The sequence below is a fragment of the Haloferax massiliensis genome (assembly GCF_001368915.1).
Classification (GTDB): domain Archaea; phylum Halobacteriota; class Halobacteria; order Halobacteriales; family Haloferacaceae; genus Haloferax; species Haloferax massiliensis.
The window spans coordinates 255,050-273,459 of record NZ_CSTE01000002.1 but is presented as its reverse complement, the minus strand read 5'-3'; the positions used below and the strand labels follow the sequence as shown (position 1 = coordinate 273,459).

Annotated in this window: 15 protein-coding genes; 6 read left to right on the top strand and 9 right to left on the bottom strand. The window is 59.4% G+C overall.

What is annotated here, in order from left to right:
• Positions 1 to 60: 60 nt before the first annotated feature.
• The 9 genes from BN996_RS05480 to BN996_RS05440 all read right to left on the bottom strand — a co-directional run bounded on the left by BN996_RS05480 (position 61) and on the right by BN996_RS05440 (position 11,324).
• Entirely contained in the window at positions 61 to 3,588 is a 3,528-nt protein-coding gene (locus tag BN996_RS05480) for a UvrD-helicase domain-containing protein (RefSeq protein ID WP_089777522.1), read from the bottom strand.
• Positions 3,578 to 4,714, bottom strand: coding sequence for a PD-(D/E)XK nuclease family protein (locus tag BN996_RS05475; RefSeq protein ID WP_226908705.1), 1,137 nt, complete (start codon positions 4,712 to 4,714; stop codon positions 3,578 to 3,580). The genes BN996_RS05480 and BN996_RS05475 overlap by 11 nt, the downstream gene beginning before the upstream one ends.
• Positions 4,715 to 4,815: 101 nt before the next feature.
• Positions 4,816 to 5,634: a hypothetical protein gene (locus BN996_RS05470; protein WP_089777520.1), complete on the bottom strand. Its 819-nt coding sequence runs from the start codon at positions 5,632 to 5,634 to the stop codon at positions 4,816 to 4,818.
• A gap of 58 nt (positions 5,635 to 5,692) precedes the next feature.
• Positions 5,693 to 6,487, bottom strand: a complete 795-nt coding sequence (locus BN996_RS05465) for an HNH endonuclease (RefSeq protein WP_089777519.1) — start codon at positions 6,485 to 6,487, stop codon at positions 5,693 to 5,695.
• Complete coding sequence (locus tag BN996_RS05460) at positions 6,477 to 6,860, bottom strand: DUF7344 domain-containing protein (RefSeq protein WP_089777518.1); 384 nt, start codon at positions 6,858 to 6,860, stop codon at positions 6,477 to 6,479. Before BN996_RS05460 ends, BN996_RS05465 begins: the two co-directional genes overlap by 11 nt.
• Entirely contained in the window at positions 6,857 to 7,159 is a 303-nt protein-coding gene (locus BN996_RS05455) for a hypothetical protein (RefSeq protein WP_089777517.1), read from the bottom strand. Before BN996_RS05455 ends, BN996_RS05460 begins: the two co-directional genes overlap by 4 nt.
• A gap of 535 nt (positions 7,160 to 7,694) precedes the next feature.
• Complete coding sequence (locus tag BN996_RS05450) at positions 7,695 to 8,384, bottom strand: DUF6339 family protein (RefSeq protein ID WP_089777516.1); 690 nt, start codon at positions 8,382 to 8,384, stop codon at positions 7,695 to 7,697.
• A 1-nt stretch (position 8,385) separates the two neighbouring features.
• The gene (locus BN996_RS05445; protein WP_089777515.1) at positions 8,386 to 9,426 is read right to left on the bottom strand and encodes a hypothetical protein; all 1,041 of its coding nucleotides are present in this window, start codon (positions 9,424 to 9,426) and stop codon (positions 8,386 to 8,388) included.
• A complete protein-coding gene (locus BN996_RS05440) occupies positions 9,423 to 11,324 on the bottom strand; it encodes a hypothetical protein (RefSeq protein ID WP_089777514.1) in 1,902 nt (633 codons plus the stop codon). The genes BN996_RS05445 and BN996_RS05440 overlap by 4 nt, the downstream gene beginning before the upstream one ends.
• A 191-nt stretch (positions 11,325 to 11,515) precedes the next feature.
• Between BN996_RS05440 and BN996_RS05435 the strand changes: the two genes are divergently transcribed.
• The 6 genes from BN996_RS05435 to BN996_RS05410 all read left to right on the top strand — a co-directional run bounded on the left by BN996_RS05435 (position 11,516) and on the right by BN996_RS05410 (position 18,189).
• On the top strand, positions 11,516 to 12,631 hold the full coding sequence (locus BN996_RS05435) for a DNA cytosine methyltransferase (protein WP_089777513.1): 1,116 nt from the start codon (positions 11,516 to 11,518) through the stop codon (positions 12,629 to 12,631).
• Positions 12,632 to 12,641: 10 nt separating this feature from the next.
• A complete protein-coding gene (locus BN996_RS05430) occupies positions 12,642 to 13,271 on the top strand; it encodes an HhH-GPD family protein (protein WP_089777512.1) in 630 nt (209 codons plus the stop codon).
• A 228-nt stretch (positions 13,272 to 13,499) separates the two neighbouring features.
• The gene (locus BN996_RS05425) at positions 13,500 to 15,452 is read left to right on the top strand and encodes a hypothetical protein (RefSeq protein ID WP_139043108.1); all 1,953 of its coding nucleotides are present in this window, start codon (positions 13,500 to 13,502) and stop codon (positions 15,450 to 15,452) included.
• Positions 15,449 to 16,432: a hypothetical protein gene (locus BN996_RS19720; protein WP_139043107.1), complete on the top strand. Its 984-nt coding sequence runs from the start codon at positions 15,449 to 15,451 to the stop codon at positions 16,430 to 16,432. The genes BN996_RS05425 and BN996_RS19720 overlap by 4 nt, the downstream gene beginning before the upstream one ends.
• Entirely contained in the window at positions 16,429 to 17,136 is a 708-nt protein-coding gene (locus BN996_RS05415; RefSeq protein ID WP_089777509.1) for a DUF6339 family protein, read from the top strand. The genes BN996_RS19720 and BN996_RS05415 overlap by 4 nt, the downstream gene beginning before the upstream one ends.
• Positions 17,137 to 18,189 carry a hypothetical protein gene (locus BN996_RS05410; RefSeq protein WP_089777508.1) on the top strand — a complete coding sequence of 351 codons (1,053 nt, stop codon included), beginning with the start codon at positions 17,137 to 17,139 and terminating at the stop codon, positions 18,187 to 18,189.
• The last annotated feature ends 221 nt before the right edge of the window (positions 18,190 to 18,410 follow it).

Sequence of the window (18,410 nt, the reverse complement as noted above, 5' to 3'; positions counted from 1 at the left end):
GGCCCGGATTTAGAAATTGTGATTTCCGCAATCTCGATTTCCTTATCGGTCATGTACCGGTCAGTCGTCCGTGAGCATGGACAATCGGCGTTCGACGACCGACGGCGACCACGACGACGTGACGGTCTCGCGTTTCGCGCCGAACGTCTCGACGGTCCGTCGCACCTGTCTCCCCGAGTCTCCTTGCTGGTCGAAGAGGTATCCGTAGGCGGCTACCTGAAGCTCGTAGCGACGTCGGGTCTCTTCTGTGAGGTCTGTCAGCGACACCTTCACGTCGGTGACGTGGCGCTCACCGGAGGGTGAAACGGTGAGGAAGTCCGCCTCCCCGTGAACTTCGATCTCGACGTCCCCGACCGACACGAGGCCGTCGATGGGTCGCTCCACGACGACTGTCTCCGCCTCCGCGATCCGCGCCCAGAGGTCGGATTCCAAGAAATCGTCGAGCACATCCGAGAAGAAGGCGAACAGCCCGTCCCGCTCGTCGACGCCGATACCCGGTTCGCGTTCGTGAACGACCTCGTCGAACACGTCTCTGACCTCGTCGCCCATCGATCGGACGGCGCGCTCCGACACCTCGCGTTTGACGAGTTCGGTCAGTACCCCGTGCACGCAGGACCCGACCTCGTCGGGGCCCATCCGCTCGAAGACGAGTGGCAGGTCCTCCGCGACGTCGTTCGTCTCGGTGTGGAGCGGTTCTCCGAGCAGGTGAGCGAGCGCGTATCGGTCCTTGTCCTTCGTGAGGGGATACATCGTGCTCGGGTTGACGAAACGAGGAACCCACGGAGCCAGTCGATCGGAGATGGGAGCTCTCACGGCGACCTCGGGAAGCGGCGTCGAGCTCCCCTTCCTGTGCCGACGGGCCAGCAGGTCGGCGTCGTTGACGCCGATCCGTATCCGCTCGCTGTTCAGGTCCGACTCGATCGGCGCGAGCGTGTACGTCTCTGTACACCCGTCCGGGAAGCGGAGCCCGTCACGGATCGAGTCGAGCCAGCGGTCTCGCGGGCGTCCCCCGGGAAAAGTCCTCGGTAACGGGATTATCAAGTGGTCCATCGCACGCGTGAGCGCGACGTACAGCAGCCGCCAGGACTCGGCCCGCTCGTTCTCGGCCAACCGGCGGAGTCTCGGAGGACCGACGAGGACGTCGGGATCTGCAGTGGGGACAGCCGTATCACGCCATCGAGCGGTCGCCCAACGGAGCCCGACGTCGCGCTGCCACCCGTCGCTCGGGTCGTACAGCCCACCGTCGAAGGGCGGGATCGTGACGTCGGTGGGAGCGCTCGCGTCCGTCGGCGGCGCGAGCCCCGCGATGTTGCCTTGTGCGACGAAGCGCTGGGCGTGGGGGCCCTGGGTCCAGATATCGAACCCTGGGTCCGCGATAACGACGACGTCGTCCTGGTCGCCCTTGGCGCGATGCACCGTCTGGAAGAGCACGTCGTAATCGGCGTCGACGGAACTCGGCCGTGTCGGCCCGGCGTCCGGTTCCTCTCGGAACGGCTCGACGAGTTCCAGTAGATCGGGGAGAGAGTGGTGCTCGTCACCCGCCCACTGCGCTATCGTCTCGACGAGCGCGTCCGCGTTTGCGACCCGCTGCGCGGGATCGACGTCTCCGAAGTCACCGTGAGGGTCCGCCCTGAGCGCGAGGGCTCCGACGACCTCCTCGACGTACGTCCGAGCGGGGAACGTCTCGAAGACGTCGCGGCGGTCGCGGAGCCGACGAAGCGCCGCGAGCGTTTCTCGTTGTGCTTCGGTGAGAGCGCCCTCGTCGGCGCTGTCGAGCACGCGATCGACACTCCACGCGTTCGCTTCGAAGATCCCTTCGAGAGATTCGAGCCCGAGACCCGACTCCGTTATGAGTCGCCTCGTTCCCTCCGGCGAAGCCGAATCGACGAGCCAGTCGCAGACGTCGAACACGGCCCGAACCGCGGGGCAGTCGAAGAGGTTCTCGCTCGCGTTTCGGACGCGGAGCCCCTCCGCTTCGAACGCGGCTTCGTAATCGCTCATCCTCGATTTGCGCCTGAACAGGACGGTGATCCCGAGCGGATCTCCGTTCTCGTCGGCGAACGTCCCGTCGGAGATACCGCGAGAGAGGTGTGTCGCCAAAAGGTTCGCCTCTCCCTGTCCTCCCTCGGGATTCGCCCACGTGGACGTCCCGGGATGGCCGACGCCGGTGAACGAGGAGACGTGCACCGCTGTCTCGTCGACCTCGTCTCGCGCGGCCTCCAGCGGAGTGTATCCCGCATCGAGGTCGCCGATGTTCCCGCGGGCGGGATCGCTGAATATCGGTTCCGAGACGGTGTTGACGGCGGACGCGATCGCCGGCACGCAGCGGTACGTCGTCGCCGCGGTCCGGTTCTCGTGGACGTCCCAGTCGATACCCAGGTACCGACCGGACGTAGTGGCCGACTCGAACAGCGACGGGTCCGCGTGCCGCCACAGGTAGATTCCCTGCAGGACGTCCCCGCAGCCGAGAACGCGCACTTCGGGCGTGACGAGGTGCGAGAGCGCGGCGTGCTGAATCTCGGAGACGTCCTGCGCCTCGTCGACGATGAGGCTCCGAATCCGGGACCGGTACTTCCCGAGCACGTGGTCCCGGAGCTCGCGGTCGAAGTCGTCGAACTCGCCGCCGAAGTACGCGTCGACGAGGTACGAGACGTCGATGTGGGACAGGACGCCGAACTCACGAACGGCGTCCTGATAGGTCTCCCGGTACGTCGAGAGCGCCTCGCAGAGGTCTTCGATACGCGCGCCCCAGGCGTGGTACAGCGCGTTGTCCGCCTCGACGATGCGGCCACGGTCCACGTCGCTGACCGAATCGCGGACTCGCTCTCCGGCCGTCTCGTCGTCGCCCAGACAGCGCTCCACGCTCGATACGACATCCTCGAACGAGTCCGGTTGGCCGTCTCCGTACACCGCGCCGCGCGTCCGTTCGAGCTCGACCCGAAACGCTCCCGTCGTGAGCCCCCGGTCGCGGCAGTACGTCAGCGCCCGTTCGAGCATCTCCGCGACGCCGGCGTCGTGATCGCCCGGCGGATACGCGGCTTCCAGCCGTTCGAGTCGGCGTGCGCACGCCGGGTCGTCGGAGATTCGGTCGTAACACTCTGCGTGGACTCGTTTCAACAGCGCCTCGTTTCCGACCGACGGCATCGTCTCGAACCCAACGTCGTGAACGACCTCTCGGAGGACTCCCCTGAGGAGGCTGTCGATGGTCCCGATGAACGGCGCTCGACGAACCCGCTGGAGGAGGTACTCCAGTTCCGGTTCGGACACCTCCGACGCGGCCGGAACGAGCTCGTGTTCGACGATGACTCGGAGCCGCTCACAGACCGCGGGAACGATCGAGGCGGCCTCGTCCCTGTTGAACGAGACCACCGCGACGTGCAGCTCGGGGGTCGGATCACCGTCGACGTACCGACGGAGGAGGTCTTCTGCGGCGATGTGAGTTGCGGTCGCCGACTTCCCGGAACCGGGAACGCAGCTGAGCGTGAACAGCCCCGCGTCGCAGGCGAAGTACTCGTCCCTGATCTCCCGCTGTGCCCCTTTCAACCGGAGCGGGCCGTCGGGTGTCGCCTCCTCCTCCTCACTCACCATCGCTCACCTCCGCTTGCGGTGGCAGTAACCGTCGTATCTCCGGTGGCAGCTCTCGTTCCTCACTCACCAGCCGCTGTCTGTCGGATTCGTTGATCCTCCGGGCGTCTATCCGGTCGAGAAACGGCGACGGGTAGACTTCGTTCCCGTCGACGGTCTGCGTGTGCCGCGTCACGATGACCGCTTCGCCGGCAGCACCGAGCATGTCAAGAAACTGGTCGCGGTCGCGTCCGTTCACCCACGAAGGTCTCGGCGCGAGCTTCCCGACGTCGCCGTCTCCCCTCAACACCGTCTCTTGGAACTCCGGTGGGACCATCGAGTCGGTCACTCTGGGCCAGTCGTCGGCAGTCAGACCGACGGCCACGACGAACGGGACATCGAGCGCCCACACGTCGTTCGCCTCCAGTACGTCCAGCGCGCGGGCGTTGGAGTGCTCGCGTCGCCCCGGGCGTTGCGTGGCGATCACGTTGGCGAGTTCCGCCACGTCGCCCCACGAGCGTTCGACCGCTCCCTCGTCGAGCCTGTCGTCGAACTTGTGACGGAGCTGCTGGACGAGGGTCCGAACCCGAACGACCGCCCGGGCGTCGGTCTCCGTGTCGAGCAGTGCCGGTGAGTCCGCCTCCTTCGTCACGGGGAGCCCGTGTTCGGCGTACCCCTCAACGACGTCGCTCAGGACGGACCGAACGGTTTCAGGACTCGGGTCCGGAGCGGTATCGAGCCAGTCCGCGAACGTCAGAACGCGGGGGTCCGCGCCGCTCGCCTCCAGCACCTCGGTCCACTCTTCGAGCGTCCGAGAGCCCCCGGGGAGGGCTCGTCTCACCCGGTCGAGTGCCGCCGGTTCGACGGGCCACTCGTCCGTCGTCGTCTCCACCGGTGCCCACCGGTGTTCGAGCGGGCGGAGGAGCGCGTCCGAGTCGAGTTCCTCCGCGTCGAGCGCGTCGCAGACCGATTCGATGAGCGCGTACGGGCGGGTCCTGGTGACGTAGAGCTGCGTCCAGAACACCGGGGCAATCCCGTACTGAATCGCCGCCCTGAAGAACGGCGGTTCGTACGCGTCGAGGTCTCTAACCACCACCGCGATATCGCGGACGGGTACGTCCCGGTCGCGCAGCGCCGCGACGACCGCCATCGCGCTCCGCGCTTCCTCGCGGCGGGTCGTCGCCACGAGTTCGACGACCGGCGTCTCGGTCTCTTCGAGCGGACGCGAGAGCGCGAGTCGGTTCGACGAGGTCATTCGAACACCTCCCTACCGGGACTGGTGACGTCGAGTAACGCCGGCGTCCGACTTCGGAGGAACTCGCCGGTTCCTCGGCGGAAGTGGACGTGAATCTCCAGCGACGTCGCCAGCAGCAGCGAGTGAACGAGGTCGGCGTGCGGCGCGGAGAGACTGCTCACTCCGACGAGCGTGAGGCGCTCGATCTCGGGGTAGGCGTCACTCCACGCGGAGCCCTCAGTCGCCGTGATCGCTCGGGTCGCTCGCCGGACGAGTTCCGCCTCGGAAACCGCTTTGGACGTCCGCTCACGGAGCGCGCGCTCCACGTCGAGCGCGGCGTCTAGTTGCCTCTCGCTCTCGGCGTCGATCGGTTCGTACAGGCTCTCGGCCCCGCTCCTCCACGCCCCGACCCGCTCCGGGTGGAAGTTGGTTAACGCCTCCACCTCGGTGCGAAGCTGTTCGACGGACTGCGGGTCGCGCGAGGGGACTCCCGGAGGTAACGATACCCTGGCTGCCTCCCGCGACTCACTCTCCGTCAGAAGCGAGCGCACGAGCGCGAGGCGGTCGATTCGGTCTATCGCCTTGCTCGGCACGTTCGTCTCGTCGAGAACGCTCCGGCTCGCTCCGACGGGGTCCTCGAACTCGAACGCACCCTTCGACGCGCTCCGCTCACGAAGTCTCCGCTGGACGTTCCGCTTGTGTAACTCGACGGGCGCGACCACCAGCTCGTTCGGTCGAACGCGGGGGCGAGCCCGGTCCAACAGCAGTTCCTCGTCGCCGACGTGCAGCGTCAACTGCCCGGGCAGTTCGTCGTGTCGCGCGTGTACGTGTTCCATCGATCGGCTCCGACTCGTTGTCGTTCTCTCAGTCGCTACACACATCACCCTTGAACAATTACCGGTCATCCCGACTCCGGTCGATTCCCCTGAACAGTCGTTCCATCCCATCGACCACCCGGTCGAACTCGTCTTCGTCCATCAGTGCGTCAGGGTGAGACTCGTCGTCGAACGGGACCCGGATCGCTCCGGCCCGCTTGGCGATGTAGAAGGTGGCCCTCCGAGAACGTCCGAAGAACAGCGCGAGGGTCGATCGGTTCACACCCGCGTCGAGGAGCCGCCGGAGCAGTTCGTCCCGCAACCGGTTGACTAACTCCTCTTCACCCTCGGGAACGCGTCCGCGGACGGTCCGACCGATGTCGCCGGGGTACCCCCACTCGTCCGTGTCGAGGTCCTTGTCGATGAGCGGCCCGTCGAGGGAATCGACGTCCCTGTCTATGGACATCAGCGTCCAGAGCCGCTCGATGATCGACGTCCGGGCGGAACCGCTCGTCGCCTCGCGGATCTCGCTCGTCGTCGCGGGGCCGTGCTCGTACAGGTACACGAGGATCTCGATGTCCTTGTACAGGAGGTTGACCTCGGCGGCGACGTCGTCGAGGGCGAACGGGAGGTCGTCGGCCGTCGTCCGGTGGGTGATCAGGTGGTGACACGGGATGCACATCGTCGTGCCGTTGTCCGCGTGGTCCCGATCTACGTACTCGGGGTCCTCCCGCATGTGGTGCGCTTCGAGGTCGATGTTCCCGCCGCGCTCGGGGCCGAGGCGTCCGCAGACCTGGCACTGGAAATCGTCCCGCTTCAGGATTTCTCTCCGAACGCTCGTCGGGAAGGTTCGGTACCCGTCGCTACGACTCATCGACCCTCCCCGCGTCCGGCCTGTAACACGCCGTCGTGATCCGGCGGACGTGTCCGGCGACCGGTTCCGTGGCGTCGGTCGGCGAGACTCGCTTCCCCCGCTCGTCGTACTCGACGACGCCCGCCCGGTCGAGCGTCTCAAGGTGAGACTGGACCAGCGAGACGTAGACTCGGGTCCGCTGCTCGCTCGTCACCTCGGACGGATCGACGAGGTTCTCTATTGCGGCGATCTCCACCGCGAGCTCCGACGCGGTGAGCGCGCTCTCCGACTGCGCGAGCGAGAGGATCACTTGCCGACGCCTGCCGTTCGAGATCGCCCGGAACGCGTCGTCGGGGTCGATTGGGATCGCGTAGGCGTGGTCGGCCTCACTCATCGGTACCCTCCGGCGAGGTGTTCTCCGCGGAACGTCAGCGCGATCAGTTCGTGTTCCCCGTCGCTGATCAGGTCCACGCACCCGCCGTCTGCGAGCGTCTGTAGGTGTTCTTCGAGTTCACTCGCGGTGAGACCCGTCTTCGCAACGAGGTCTCTGCGGGTCGTCGTACCGCCGTTCTCCCGCGCGTGTTGGACGATTCGCCTGTTTCGCGTATCGTGCTCGGTGACGATCTCCGCGTCCTCGACCGACCGAGGGTCAGAGTTATCACTCCCGACACGATTAGTGTCTCTTGCTGTCATACCAGGCAGCACCTGTTGCCCGGTGTCACACCACCGGGCGGCGGTTTTGCGCCATCTCAGGGTACTTGATGGAGTATAAAAACTATTTGTATAATTAGTGAGTGGTAAGATAAACAGCCATTTCAAGGGCCGTGCGCGTCGGACCGCCGTCGTCGCTAAGGAGAAGTCTATAGTCAGGTGGTCTGTCGAAATACTCAGAGTACATAGAATCTCACGGCATCGAAATCTAGGCCCTCAGAATCAAATTCGGTATTGCTTGCAAGATTGAGAGGAAATTCCACCTCATAGATGAGGACGAGTGAGCTAAGAAGTTGGCCCCATGGAGTTCACTGTGTGTTTGCTTGGTCGTAGACACACCTTCAGCAGCCGTCTCAACTAACCAGCGTTGTGATGTACTGGGACTCACAGTCAAGCACTCTGATTAAGAGTACGTCCATACCAGCTAATGTCGTGTGGTCAAACCAGGGTCTCGTGAACGCTCCGTTACAAGAATGAGTTCGGAAACGTAGTTGTGACGACACCGGTAAAGAGGCGTTTATCGAGATTCGGTGACGATCTGTCTAATCATCTCTCGTGCCTCGGTCTCTGAGAGCCCTTCAAGCTGCACGTTCGTCAGTGCGTGGTTGAACCGCCGTGTCGTTTCGTCTATGACACGCGACGGTTCGTCTGCGAGTTCGTCACACATAGCTCGAACGGCGGGTTGGTAGCGCGCGAACCAGCGGTCAAACACCTTGTTGACCATCGTCTGATTGGCAAAGACCGCGTCAGTCGTCGAATAATCGTTGCCACGCGAAGTGAGCTCCGCTATCCACCAGAGCCTGTGGATGGCGTTCGAGTACAAGTCGGAGCCCGCACCGAGGAACTTCTCTCTCATCGCCTCTTCGGAGCGATATTCCCATCGGTGTCGGACGAGATCTGGGTATCGGACTACTGCTAGCCAATGCCAGAGGCCCGGATCACCGGCAGTTCGTCTCGTGATGTCGAGGGAACGGTGAATTTCTTCAGCGAGTGCGCCATCTATAGCTGTCTCGTACTCTGGGTACCCCTCCAGAACGTCCTGTACTGCGGAATCGATCCTGTCAAGGTCGGCCGTCGGACGTCCCGGCATAGGCTCTACGTACTCGTTCAGCTGTTCCTCGGTTAACGTCGCCTCACCTTTCATGAACGACTGCCCCACAAGGCGACGTCCGTCTTCGGTCAGTCGCTGTAATTCTGTCTCAGTCACGTTAGATCTGGAGGCCCTCCTCCATGAGATGGATCAGTTGCTCTCGGGGATTTATATACTCTTGAAGTTCGCTATCGATCTTCTGCATCACGTGGGGTAGGGTTTGTGGGTCAGAGAGGTCGTCTCTGAGACGGTGAATCGCTTCTGATACCTCATTGGTCTCGTAGAGGTTTCGAGCAAAAGTTTGGAGTACCATCTCCTGCCACTCGTGTTCAACCTCGCCCTCTGCGTCTACAACACTCCCAGCACGAACGAGTAGTTGTACCCACACGCCGTAGCTCACCTGGTCGAGTATCACGTCACGCATCCGAGCCTCAGCACCCACAGATCCTCTACTCTGTAGCACTTCGGCAATACGGGGATGGTCGGAGTTGATCCACAGTTTAGGTCGAGTTTCGTTCCGAAAGTCGAGATAGTACAGCTTGTTCCCATCTGGGAGGTGGGCGTTTTGGGAGAACCGGACTCGCTCACCATCAATGGCGGCTCGCTCTTCTTCCTCGTGGCCGTCAACGACGACGTAGTACAGCGTCCCACTGGCAACGCGGAAGTTCTTCTGATCGGCATAGTCGTTCGGTTCTTCTCCCGGACGAGCATCGGTGCGAACCAGATACGGGCGCAGTTCGACGGTCCCGCGAACGATATTCTTCGGAATCTCTAGCCTGACCTCGTATTCACCGGGTGTGGTGGGAGCTTCGGAGATGACGACTCGGTCACGATAGATTGTCTCGTGACAGCGGAGGGTAACGTAGAGCTTGGCTGGAGGCTGTGCCCACTCGTCCCGTGGAAAGACTGCTTGAACCGTCTCTTCGGCTAGGCGCAGTTTTCCGTGGAGAGTAATAGTGTCCCAATCCGACTCGTCACTGCTACTGCCAGACGACGATACAGCCGATGCGACGTTGATCTCTGTCTGTGATGGATTCAGGTCAAGTACTGTTCGCTCCCCATCATCAACTGCGAACGAGTCCAGATCAAAGTCTATCCCCTTATCTCGGTAGCTAAACGGAAGTGTCGTAGTACGGTGTCGTTGAGAGTGTCTGGTCACGCTTGATCCTCCTCCGAAGTCTGTAACTCAGCGAGTATCTCCAGTTGTGTTGCACCGACATCACCGTGCACTAAGTCAGCATGTTCGTCGGAATGAGAACGGCCCGAGAACGAGAGATCATCGACGTCTTCATCGGCGACCAGGCGAACACATCCGTCGTCTTGCGACACGGTTACGCCGGATTGTTCGATTTCGACGTAGTCGATGGGGATGTCGTCGTAACGGGATCCGTCCTCACCAACACCGGTGAGTGAGATGTCGGCACTCCACCCGTCGAACTGTTCTGGGAGTGTTTTAATTCGACCAGAGATCACCCACGCATCGCCGTCGAAGCGCGACGAACTGTCGATTTCGAAGACAGGATCGGCGGGCGACGTCGTGGACCGTGGATTTCCGCTCCCGTGGATAGGGAACCGATTCAGAACGTTGTCGGATAGTGAGTCGCCGCTGTTACCCTTCGAGATCAGGTGACGGAGCCCGTCACGGAGCGTTCCGAACATATCGTCAAGTGCCATCCGGAATCCACGCTGGTACTGCTCACGGAGGTTCTCAGTGGATTCCCACTCGTCGTGTTCTGGCGGTTCGGCGAACCGCAGGAATCGGTCGATCTCTAGATCACTATCCGAGGGGATCCCTTCTGACCGCGCTTCGCCAGCGGCTATCACGCCGAAGAAGTTCCGGTCACCGTAGGCGACACGACTCTGGTCGTAGTACTTGACCACCATTCCCGCCCCTCGGAACAATGCGATGTTATTCAGATACGAATCGTCGTCCGCGGGAGAAGCGAGGCGAGCCGACAACCGAACCGATCCGTCGGGGGTCTCGGTTCCATCGGCACGAGGCGGGAGATTGACTGGGATATCGAGTCCAGCAACGTCTCCTGGGTTCACCAGCGTCTGAACCTCCGTAGTTCTCTCCTCATAAGCCTCGACGAACGGTCGGATCGCAGGAACGCTCTCGACGTCGGCGGCCAGTGTTTCCTCGGGCGTTTCGACCGTGACTTCGAGATCGCCTCGATAGATGGCTGGCCAGAAGTACTTGACAGAGGCGTCAACGAACTCCTGTGCGAGATCTTCGACGTCCGGTCGCTCGTCCCGAGTCGGATCCTGGAACTCAACGACCATGGCGCTCGTTCCGCTGACTGCGGGCCGTTCCACGTGCAGTTGTTCTGCAAGTTGCGACGCGTGCTCTCCCCAGAAGGATTCCGGGCGGGGTCCGTCGTCGGTCTCGATTGGTTTGCAGAGCCACCCCGCACCTTGGTACGTCGTATCGTCCTCCCGAAGTTGGTGCGTGGGGAACTTAGAACGGGCGATGAGACGGGGCGAGTCGTCCTGACGCTTGCTAGTGAGATGTGAATTGAAGACGACTGTCGAAGCCCCCGAAAACGTCCAGAGAACGGACTTACCGAGGCCGTACGAGCCGCCTGCAGTGTCGTCTTGCTTACTGCTGTAGAGTTCGTCACGCACCAGTGCAGCGTAGTTGGAATCTCCGTTCCAGCTTCCAGTCAATCCGGTCGTGTTTCTGTCTTCGACGACGAGGAGGCGGAGTTCGGCCTCGGGATCGTTGACCCGTTTGACGACACGTTCGTAACGATGGCCATTGTGTGTGTCCGCGACTGCTCGCATCCGTTCTCCGAGCCCATCGTACCAGCCGAGTCCGTCAAGGAATACCTCTTTCTCGTCACCGGTTAGCGTGACGAAACGGAACGTCACTTCGACTGGATCTCCGTTCGGGAGGCCCTGGTCGTTCGCATTTTGAAGGACCTCACGGACGAATGCCTCCGAATCGTGATCTACGGCGTGTTTTGTGGGGTCGTCGCCGTAGCGTGGGGCTCCTGGCCCACCACTAAAGAAGAACCACTTAGCCGCTTCGTTGATTTGAATCTGTTCCTGGTCCATGTATAAACCGGTATGTCTGTACGGAACTAAGACCACCTAGTTAGTATTACTGTTACGCGTCGATGAGATCCGTCCCTCGGAACGGATACCAGTTCTAACCGGGTCACTCCGACGTGCTCCTCTTGCGGTGGGAGTAGTCAGAATGGTGTAGTTGCCGAACGCTTATGTGACGATACGCGAGAAAGATGCTTATGAAGGTAGCTGCGGTGGATTTATTCTGCGGAGCAGGCGGCCTCAGTTATGGCCTCCAGGAGTCCGGTGTTTCGGTCGTTGCAGGGATCGATAAGGATCGGGACTGCAAGTACCCGTACGAGCAGAACATCGACGGAAAGTACGTCAGAGCGGACATCCGCTCGTTGGCAAAGGATCCAGAACCAATCGCACAGATGTACCCGTGGGATGCGGATTTGAAGGTCCTCGCGGCTTGTGCGCCTTGCCAACCGTACTCCACGATGGGGCACTCGAAGGGGAAAGGTCACGAAGATCATCAAAAGTGGGGGCTATTGAACGAGGTCTCACGAATCGCAAAGTACGTCGAGCCGGATGTGGTGGTCACCGAGAACGTACTCCAAGTTAAGCAGGAGGACGGCGTTTACGACGCGTTCATCGAGAGCTTGGAATCACAGGGCTACCACGTCAATAGCGACGAGAACAAGAACGTCTACTGCCCAAAGTACGGGATCCCACAGAAGCGGAAGCGGTGGGTGGTCATGGCGTCTAAGCGAGGGCCTCTGTCGCTGCCCGATCCACCGATTCAGAGCGAGGATGACTATCCTACGGTCAGAGATACGATTGATCACTTGCCACCACTTGAAGCAGGGGAAGTCAGCGACGAGAACGACGTACATAGAGCACGTTCCCTTTCGGCAAAGAACTTAGAGCGTATCGACAATATGGAACCTGGTGGAGACTGGACTCTCTGGGAGAAGGAAGGCCTCAACCATCTCTTGGCGGATTGCCACCGGAAAGCGAGCGGACGCTCGTACAAAGCCCCCTACAGCAGGATGCGGCCCGACGAACCCTCTCCGACGATCACGACGCAGTTCTACAACTACGGCAGCGGCCGCTTTGGTCACTACGATACAGACCAGAACCGGGCACTTTCGTTGCTTGAGGGTGCACTGTTGCAGACGTTCCCGGAAGACTACGACTTCTACGACGAGTGGGAAGACGTCGGTGTGTCGAATCTGGGCCGACTGATCGGAAACGCTGTCCCCCCGAAGCTCGGTGAGTACATGGGACAAGCGATTTTCTCGCACGTCGGGGCCGCAACTCCGTCTGTCGAGTCCTCTGTCGCCGACGACTGAGTGAGAGCCGATGTTGTCTGAGGCGGAGCGCCGGTTTCGGACGAACCTGCTTGAATGGTGGCAGGAGAACCGTCGTGAGTACCCGTGGCGCGAATCGAACCGAACGCTGTACGAAGTGTTCGTAGCGGAGTTCTTCCTGACCCAGACGCCGGCTGACAACGTCGCAGCGGTCTATCCGAGGTTCTTGGAACGGTTCCCCACGCTGGACTCGATATCGGAGGCCAACGAGAACGAACTCGTCGAAGTTATCGAGCCTCTCGGATTCCAAAATATGCGCTCAGCGGCACTGAAGCAAATTGCCTCGACACACGACCACCTCCCTGCTGAACCAGAATTACTGATGGAACTTCCGCGAGTGGGCCGCTACGTGGCGAACGCCACGTTGTGCTTCGCCCGTGGGGACCAGTTGCCGATACTTGATAGGAACGTCGAGAGGGTGTACAGTCGGGTATTTCGAGACGCGTGGCCCGAGACAGAAGCAGATCAACTCAGTTATACTGAGAGGTTGGTCCCCGGAGACGCACGAGCATACAACCTTGCGCTATTAGACTTCGGAGCGATAGTATGTGGGCCAGATCCATTGTGTGGTGCTTGTTTCGCTAACGAGTACTGCGTCTATTTCCAATCTTTACAGGAGTGAGCCAGCTGTTCTACCGTGTGGGCACGCCCACAGGTTGTGAGCACTTTGACGACTGAGTCTCAGTGTACGTGCCAACAATGGGAAACCCGACAAACACACCATAATCCTATGTGTAGATTGGTCTACGGCAATCAGGTTAGTTGAACAACCCGATACACTGAAGCGTTGACAACCTCACGGGCTCTGGAATCGACAGAATAACCGATATTAGCCGATCTTCGGGTGGGTATGGTGATATTCCGGTCTCATGTAGTTCAGGCAAACATTGATATATTCACGGTTCACACAGACATACACACAAAACACATGGCGCACACAAAGCTCGATGCAACGTTCAAGGAGTTGGATTCGGACGAGACGTTCGTCGGGACACCACAAACCGAGTTCGCACTAAATTCAGTACTGGGAACCCTCCCCAGAGAACTCATCCAGAACACCTACGACGCGAGAGAGACCGGTGAGAAACCACAGATCAACTTCTTTTTCGAGTGTCTTGAGGGAAGTGAACTGCAGGATTTCAAAAATGCAATCGATTGGAAACAACTTCGGCCCCATCTCGAAGCCGTCGCGGAGAACGACGAGAAGCTCGGCGTCCAGAAAGCCCTTGACCAGATTGACGAAGGGGAACTCTACATACTCGGCATCGAAGATACTCACGCAGTAGGTTTAGACGGAGACGACGATAGTCGAGACACCAATTACGCAGATCTCGTCAAAGACTTCGCTAGCTCTGGCAAGAAAGAAGGTGGTGGCATCCACGGTGTCGGTGCCTCGGTTTTGTGGGCGTTCTCTGGGTTCAAACTCGTTCTCTTCCATAGTCTCGCCGCATCTGAAACGGATTCGAAACTCGTTGGCCGGTTAGACCTCCCTGACCACGTACTCGGAGGCGAAGAGTACAAGGGCGGCGGCTGGCTCGGTGTTGACGACGGTTCGCACGACCGGTCGGTCGCACTTCAGCCAGTCCCAAGTAACCTCGCCGAGACGCTTAGGCTGGACCGAACTGGCGAAAACGGGACGACTTCGCTCGTCGTCGGTTTCAGAGAGCGAACACGAGCGACGAGAGAGCCGGAAGATATCGTTGACGCTATTTATGAAGCCGCAGCGCGTTACTACTGGCCACTCATCGTTGATGACGGCATTGAGGTAACTGTTGAAGGCCCGAACGACTCAACACCCCGTGAGGTCAATCCGAAGTCAGTCCCACGCGTGTCTCCCTACGCCCAAGCCTACGAGGCTTGGCAGAACCCGGACGACGACTTTGGTGATCCAGGCACTGTCGCGGTCGAAGAAATTGAGTTTGAGGTCCCCCCAACCGATTCAGAACCAGAGATAACGGGAGAACTCGTCCTTGTGGTCAGGCTTGTTGACGAGAACGATCTCGAAAAGTATCGGAACAAAGTGGCGATGTTCCGCGGTCCACGTCACGTCGTGAAGTATAGGAACTACGGGTCAGCCTCTCGCACAACGGGCAAAGACTTCCACGCACTCCTGCTTGCGGGAGGGGCCAAACATCCACCGGGCCTCAAAGCCGAAGACATACCGGATCCAGGCGACCAAGCCATCGAGTTCTTTTTCCGTGATGCCGAGCCCGAGGCCCACGATACCTGGGAAGAGCCCACACCGAGATTGGCGAACGCCTACGACGACGAAAATCCCTCTAAACGTATCGTCTCCTTCCTCAAGACGACAGTAAAGAAAGAGCTACAACAGATACTCGGTGGCGCTCAAACCGACGATGACGAACGAGTCAAGAACCTGGGGGAGGAGTTCCCGTTTTTCGAAGACGATCACGGGACCTCTGGTGAAAGAAACGGTGGCGGGGGCGGGGGCGGAAACTCACCATTCAACGTCGTCCAGCTGGACAGCTGGTTCGACGGTGCACATCGCTATCAAGGGGAGATAGAACTCGATACACAACCGGAGAACAACTGGACGCTGACGATCTCGATTGACGAAGTTGATGGGTCCAACAAGACCATCGATCAAATCGATATCGATAGGGGGTCGTCTCCCGACGACTCGGCACCCACGGTGCGTGACGGAGAGATAACTTACGAGTTCACGAAGCACACGACTCGAACCACTTTCGAGCTTTCGTCGGTCGCTATCGGTGACGAGATTCTCGCAGGACGAACTCGTCTAGACTTTGAGTACGACCTCTCCCCGGGAGGTCAACCATGAGCACGAACTCTGGCCACAAACGTGTAGACGCGTACCCCTATCGGTACGCCGGTGAAGTATTAGGTTTCGACTTCGTAAAGTACGATCTTAACACCGGGGTGAGTCGGTCCCTCGGTGACACTCTGAATCTAAATCTCGCATCAGAGGAAACCTGGGCTACGGGCGAACTTACGGTCGAAGTGTCGGTCACTCAGCATAGTCTAAACAGGGTGTTCCCCTCTTCTGACCCCTACGACGGAGCGTTAGTCGTCGTTGCGTACTGCCCCACGAATCACCATCGGTTCGAGACTGTCGTTGAGGGTCCACCACTCACTGACGGAACCTACAGCAACACAATCGATCTTGAGTACGATAGCATCCGGGGGCGAGTTGAACTCACACCGCTACTGGTACGGACGAAGAGACTGAAGAAACAACCATCTGGCCACTCAGGACCACCATTCGCGGAGCGCGTAGGACGAAAACTCGCCCACGGTATCTCGGGACACCTCGATATCGACGATCCACTTGGCGGTCGGTCGAAGAATCTGCCGACTATCCCCCGGTCGTTTGCTGATGCTCCCTTCCCCGCCGATGATGGGAATATGTGGTACCTCCAGTTGACCGACCCAGCCAAACCGAAGCTCTTCATTAACTCCGACCACGGGTTCCTTCAGTCATTCTTTGAGGACGAAGGACAACACTCTCGCGGTCGGATTCGGCAGCTAGTCGTCGATCTTCAGGGAACCCAGATCCTGACACAGTTCGTGCTTCAAGCAGCAGAACTGTACGCCATCGACGGCGAAACGAGATTCGATTGGCAAGACCGCATGCTGACCGACGTGTGCAGTGATGTTTTCGAAGGGAAGACTCCGGACGAGGTCAGCGAGATGATCGAGCCGGGTAATCTATCGGACACGCTCAATTCAATCACCACGACTGTTCAGCGCCGCCGCGCTCCACACGAATCCCTCGAACGCGTCCTTGACCTAAACATATGAGCCAAGAAACACTTTACAGACTGGGTACTGACGCCTCAGTCCTCGTCACAGAGGATCTGATGCACGGAGACACGCCTCGCTACTCTGAGGACCGCCTCAGAGAGTATCGTACAGACACCGGACACACTGCGAATCTTACAAACCTTGGACGAGTCCTTGATTACGTCATCACCGAGAGTGACCTAGATCCCGGTGAAGAAGCTATAGACGCGGTCGTCGCACCGGCTGTGCGAAAATACATCGATATTCCGCTCCGGGATGCCGGCGATCCAAGGATCTGGCACTATCTGTCGATTGGGTGGCGTCCAGACTTCGTTCGGTACCGCTGGCCACGCACAGGTCCCAACCGGACTAAGAAGTCGATGACTGAGAAGTTCCTCGGCTCGACCCAAGATCTCTACACGAACGCGTTTTCACGCCTCTGGTTCATGGCCGAGTTTACCAGAGATGGCGAGGATTATAGCGAGACAGAGGCGATACTTAAAACGACGTACAAATCCGAACGCATATTCGACAGGATGGACCTCAGGCGACCTCGTACTGGTCGCGTTCTCTCTCGAATAGCGAACCGCGAATCGGATAACGAGATCGTCGAAAGAACCGCGAAAGCAGTCAGTCATCAATGGTCGGTGACGAGTGAGGAACACCTCACAGATCAGCAACTTAGAGAGATTATCGGCGAAATATATCAAGAGAGCAAATAAATGCGAGTCGTTGTAGATATCCCTTCAGAACTCGTCGATCAGATTCGATCCGCGATAGAGCAGGGTAATTACGCGGGTCCGGAGGAGTTTCTGGAGCAGGCACTCCACACACAGTTGAGGCTAGAATCCGACGAACAACAGACACTGATGTCGTTCAGTGAGGCTGTTCAACCCAGAAGTCAGGAGGTTGAGCAAAGTTCCTTCGGAGAGACTTTGGCTAGCGAGCAAACGCCCGGTACCAACGAGGATAGTTCTGAACTCGAAGATCTTTCCGTTCGTGATTTCGACGTCTTGACGGTTGATCCACCCTCTCCGAGTCGAATCGATACTGGTCCGCTGTGGGGACAGTACAACCGCATCCTCCCGATGAAGGTCTCTGTAAGGAGACTCGCCATCGAATTAGATAAGGCGGGTGCGGGGGGGATCGCTTACGACGAGTTTCGTGAGCAGACAGCAGCGGTTGCGCGAGCGTATGGTCACAAGTTGAAAGAGATCGATAAGGAAGCGGGCCGAGGTCGTGGTGAAAAGTTCTCGGCTGGATTTCCGACGGGTGATAAAGTTGAGAGCTCCCTGAATCGGTTCAAAACACACTTCGTGGGCCAAATCGATTCGACTGGCAGCCTAACTGGTTCGCTACCCAACCTCCAATTCGTGAACATCTCCCCAAGCACGCGTGAGTTCGGCCTCTCCGATGCAGGCCTCGATTTCGCCCGAGTCGAAAACCCCGTCCTTGACCAGAGTCTTCGGAGCGATAACCCACTCTCCGAAAGTGAGCGACGATTCTACTTAGACCACGTAAATAGTGAACTACACGCGGAGTACAACGCAATGGAATTGGTCGCCGAAGCGATTGTAGGAGGCGTCAATCGACCAGATCCCCTCAGTGAGCGTGTGGCAGAACTCTCCGAAGACTGGACCTCGGCACAGGCAAGTACAATCCGTTCTGGACTCATCGGCAGAATGAACGAGCTCGGTCTAGTCTCTCGAAAGCGCGTCGGAACTCGGGGTGTCGGGTACGAGTTAACGGTGGATGGTGAGCGAGAATTGTTGTAACCAATATCGAGACCACGACTCGTAGCGAAGGATTTGAACTCTGAACGATCTTGTATTGGAATAAATCCGAAATTAGCCTCTGGAATCAAATAGAGGGAGGGCGGAAGGCTGTCTCTATATGGTGGTTTTTATTCGCTCGCGTGTTTTATTGCCAGCCAGTGACTATCTACGCAACTGCTGTACATCTGTGGTTTCGGGGCGGTCCTCTCAACATGGACCGT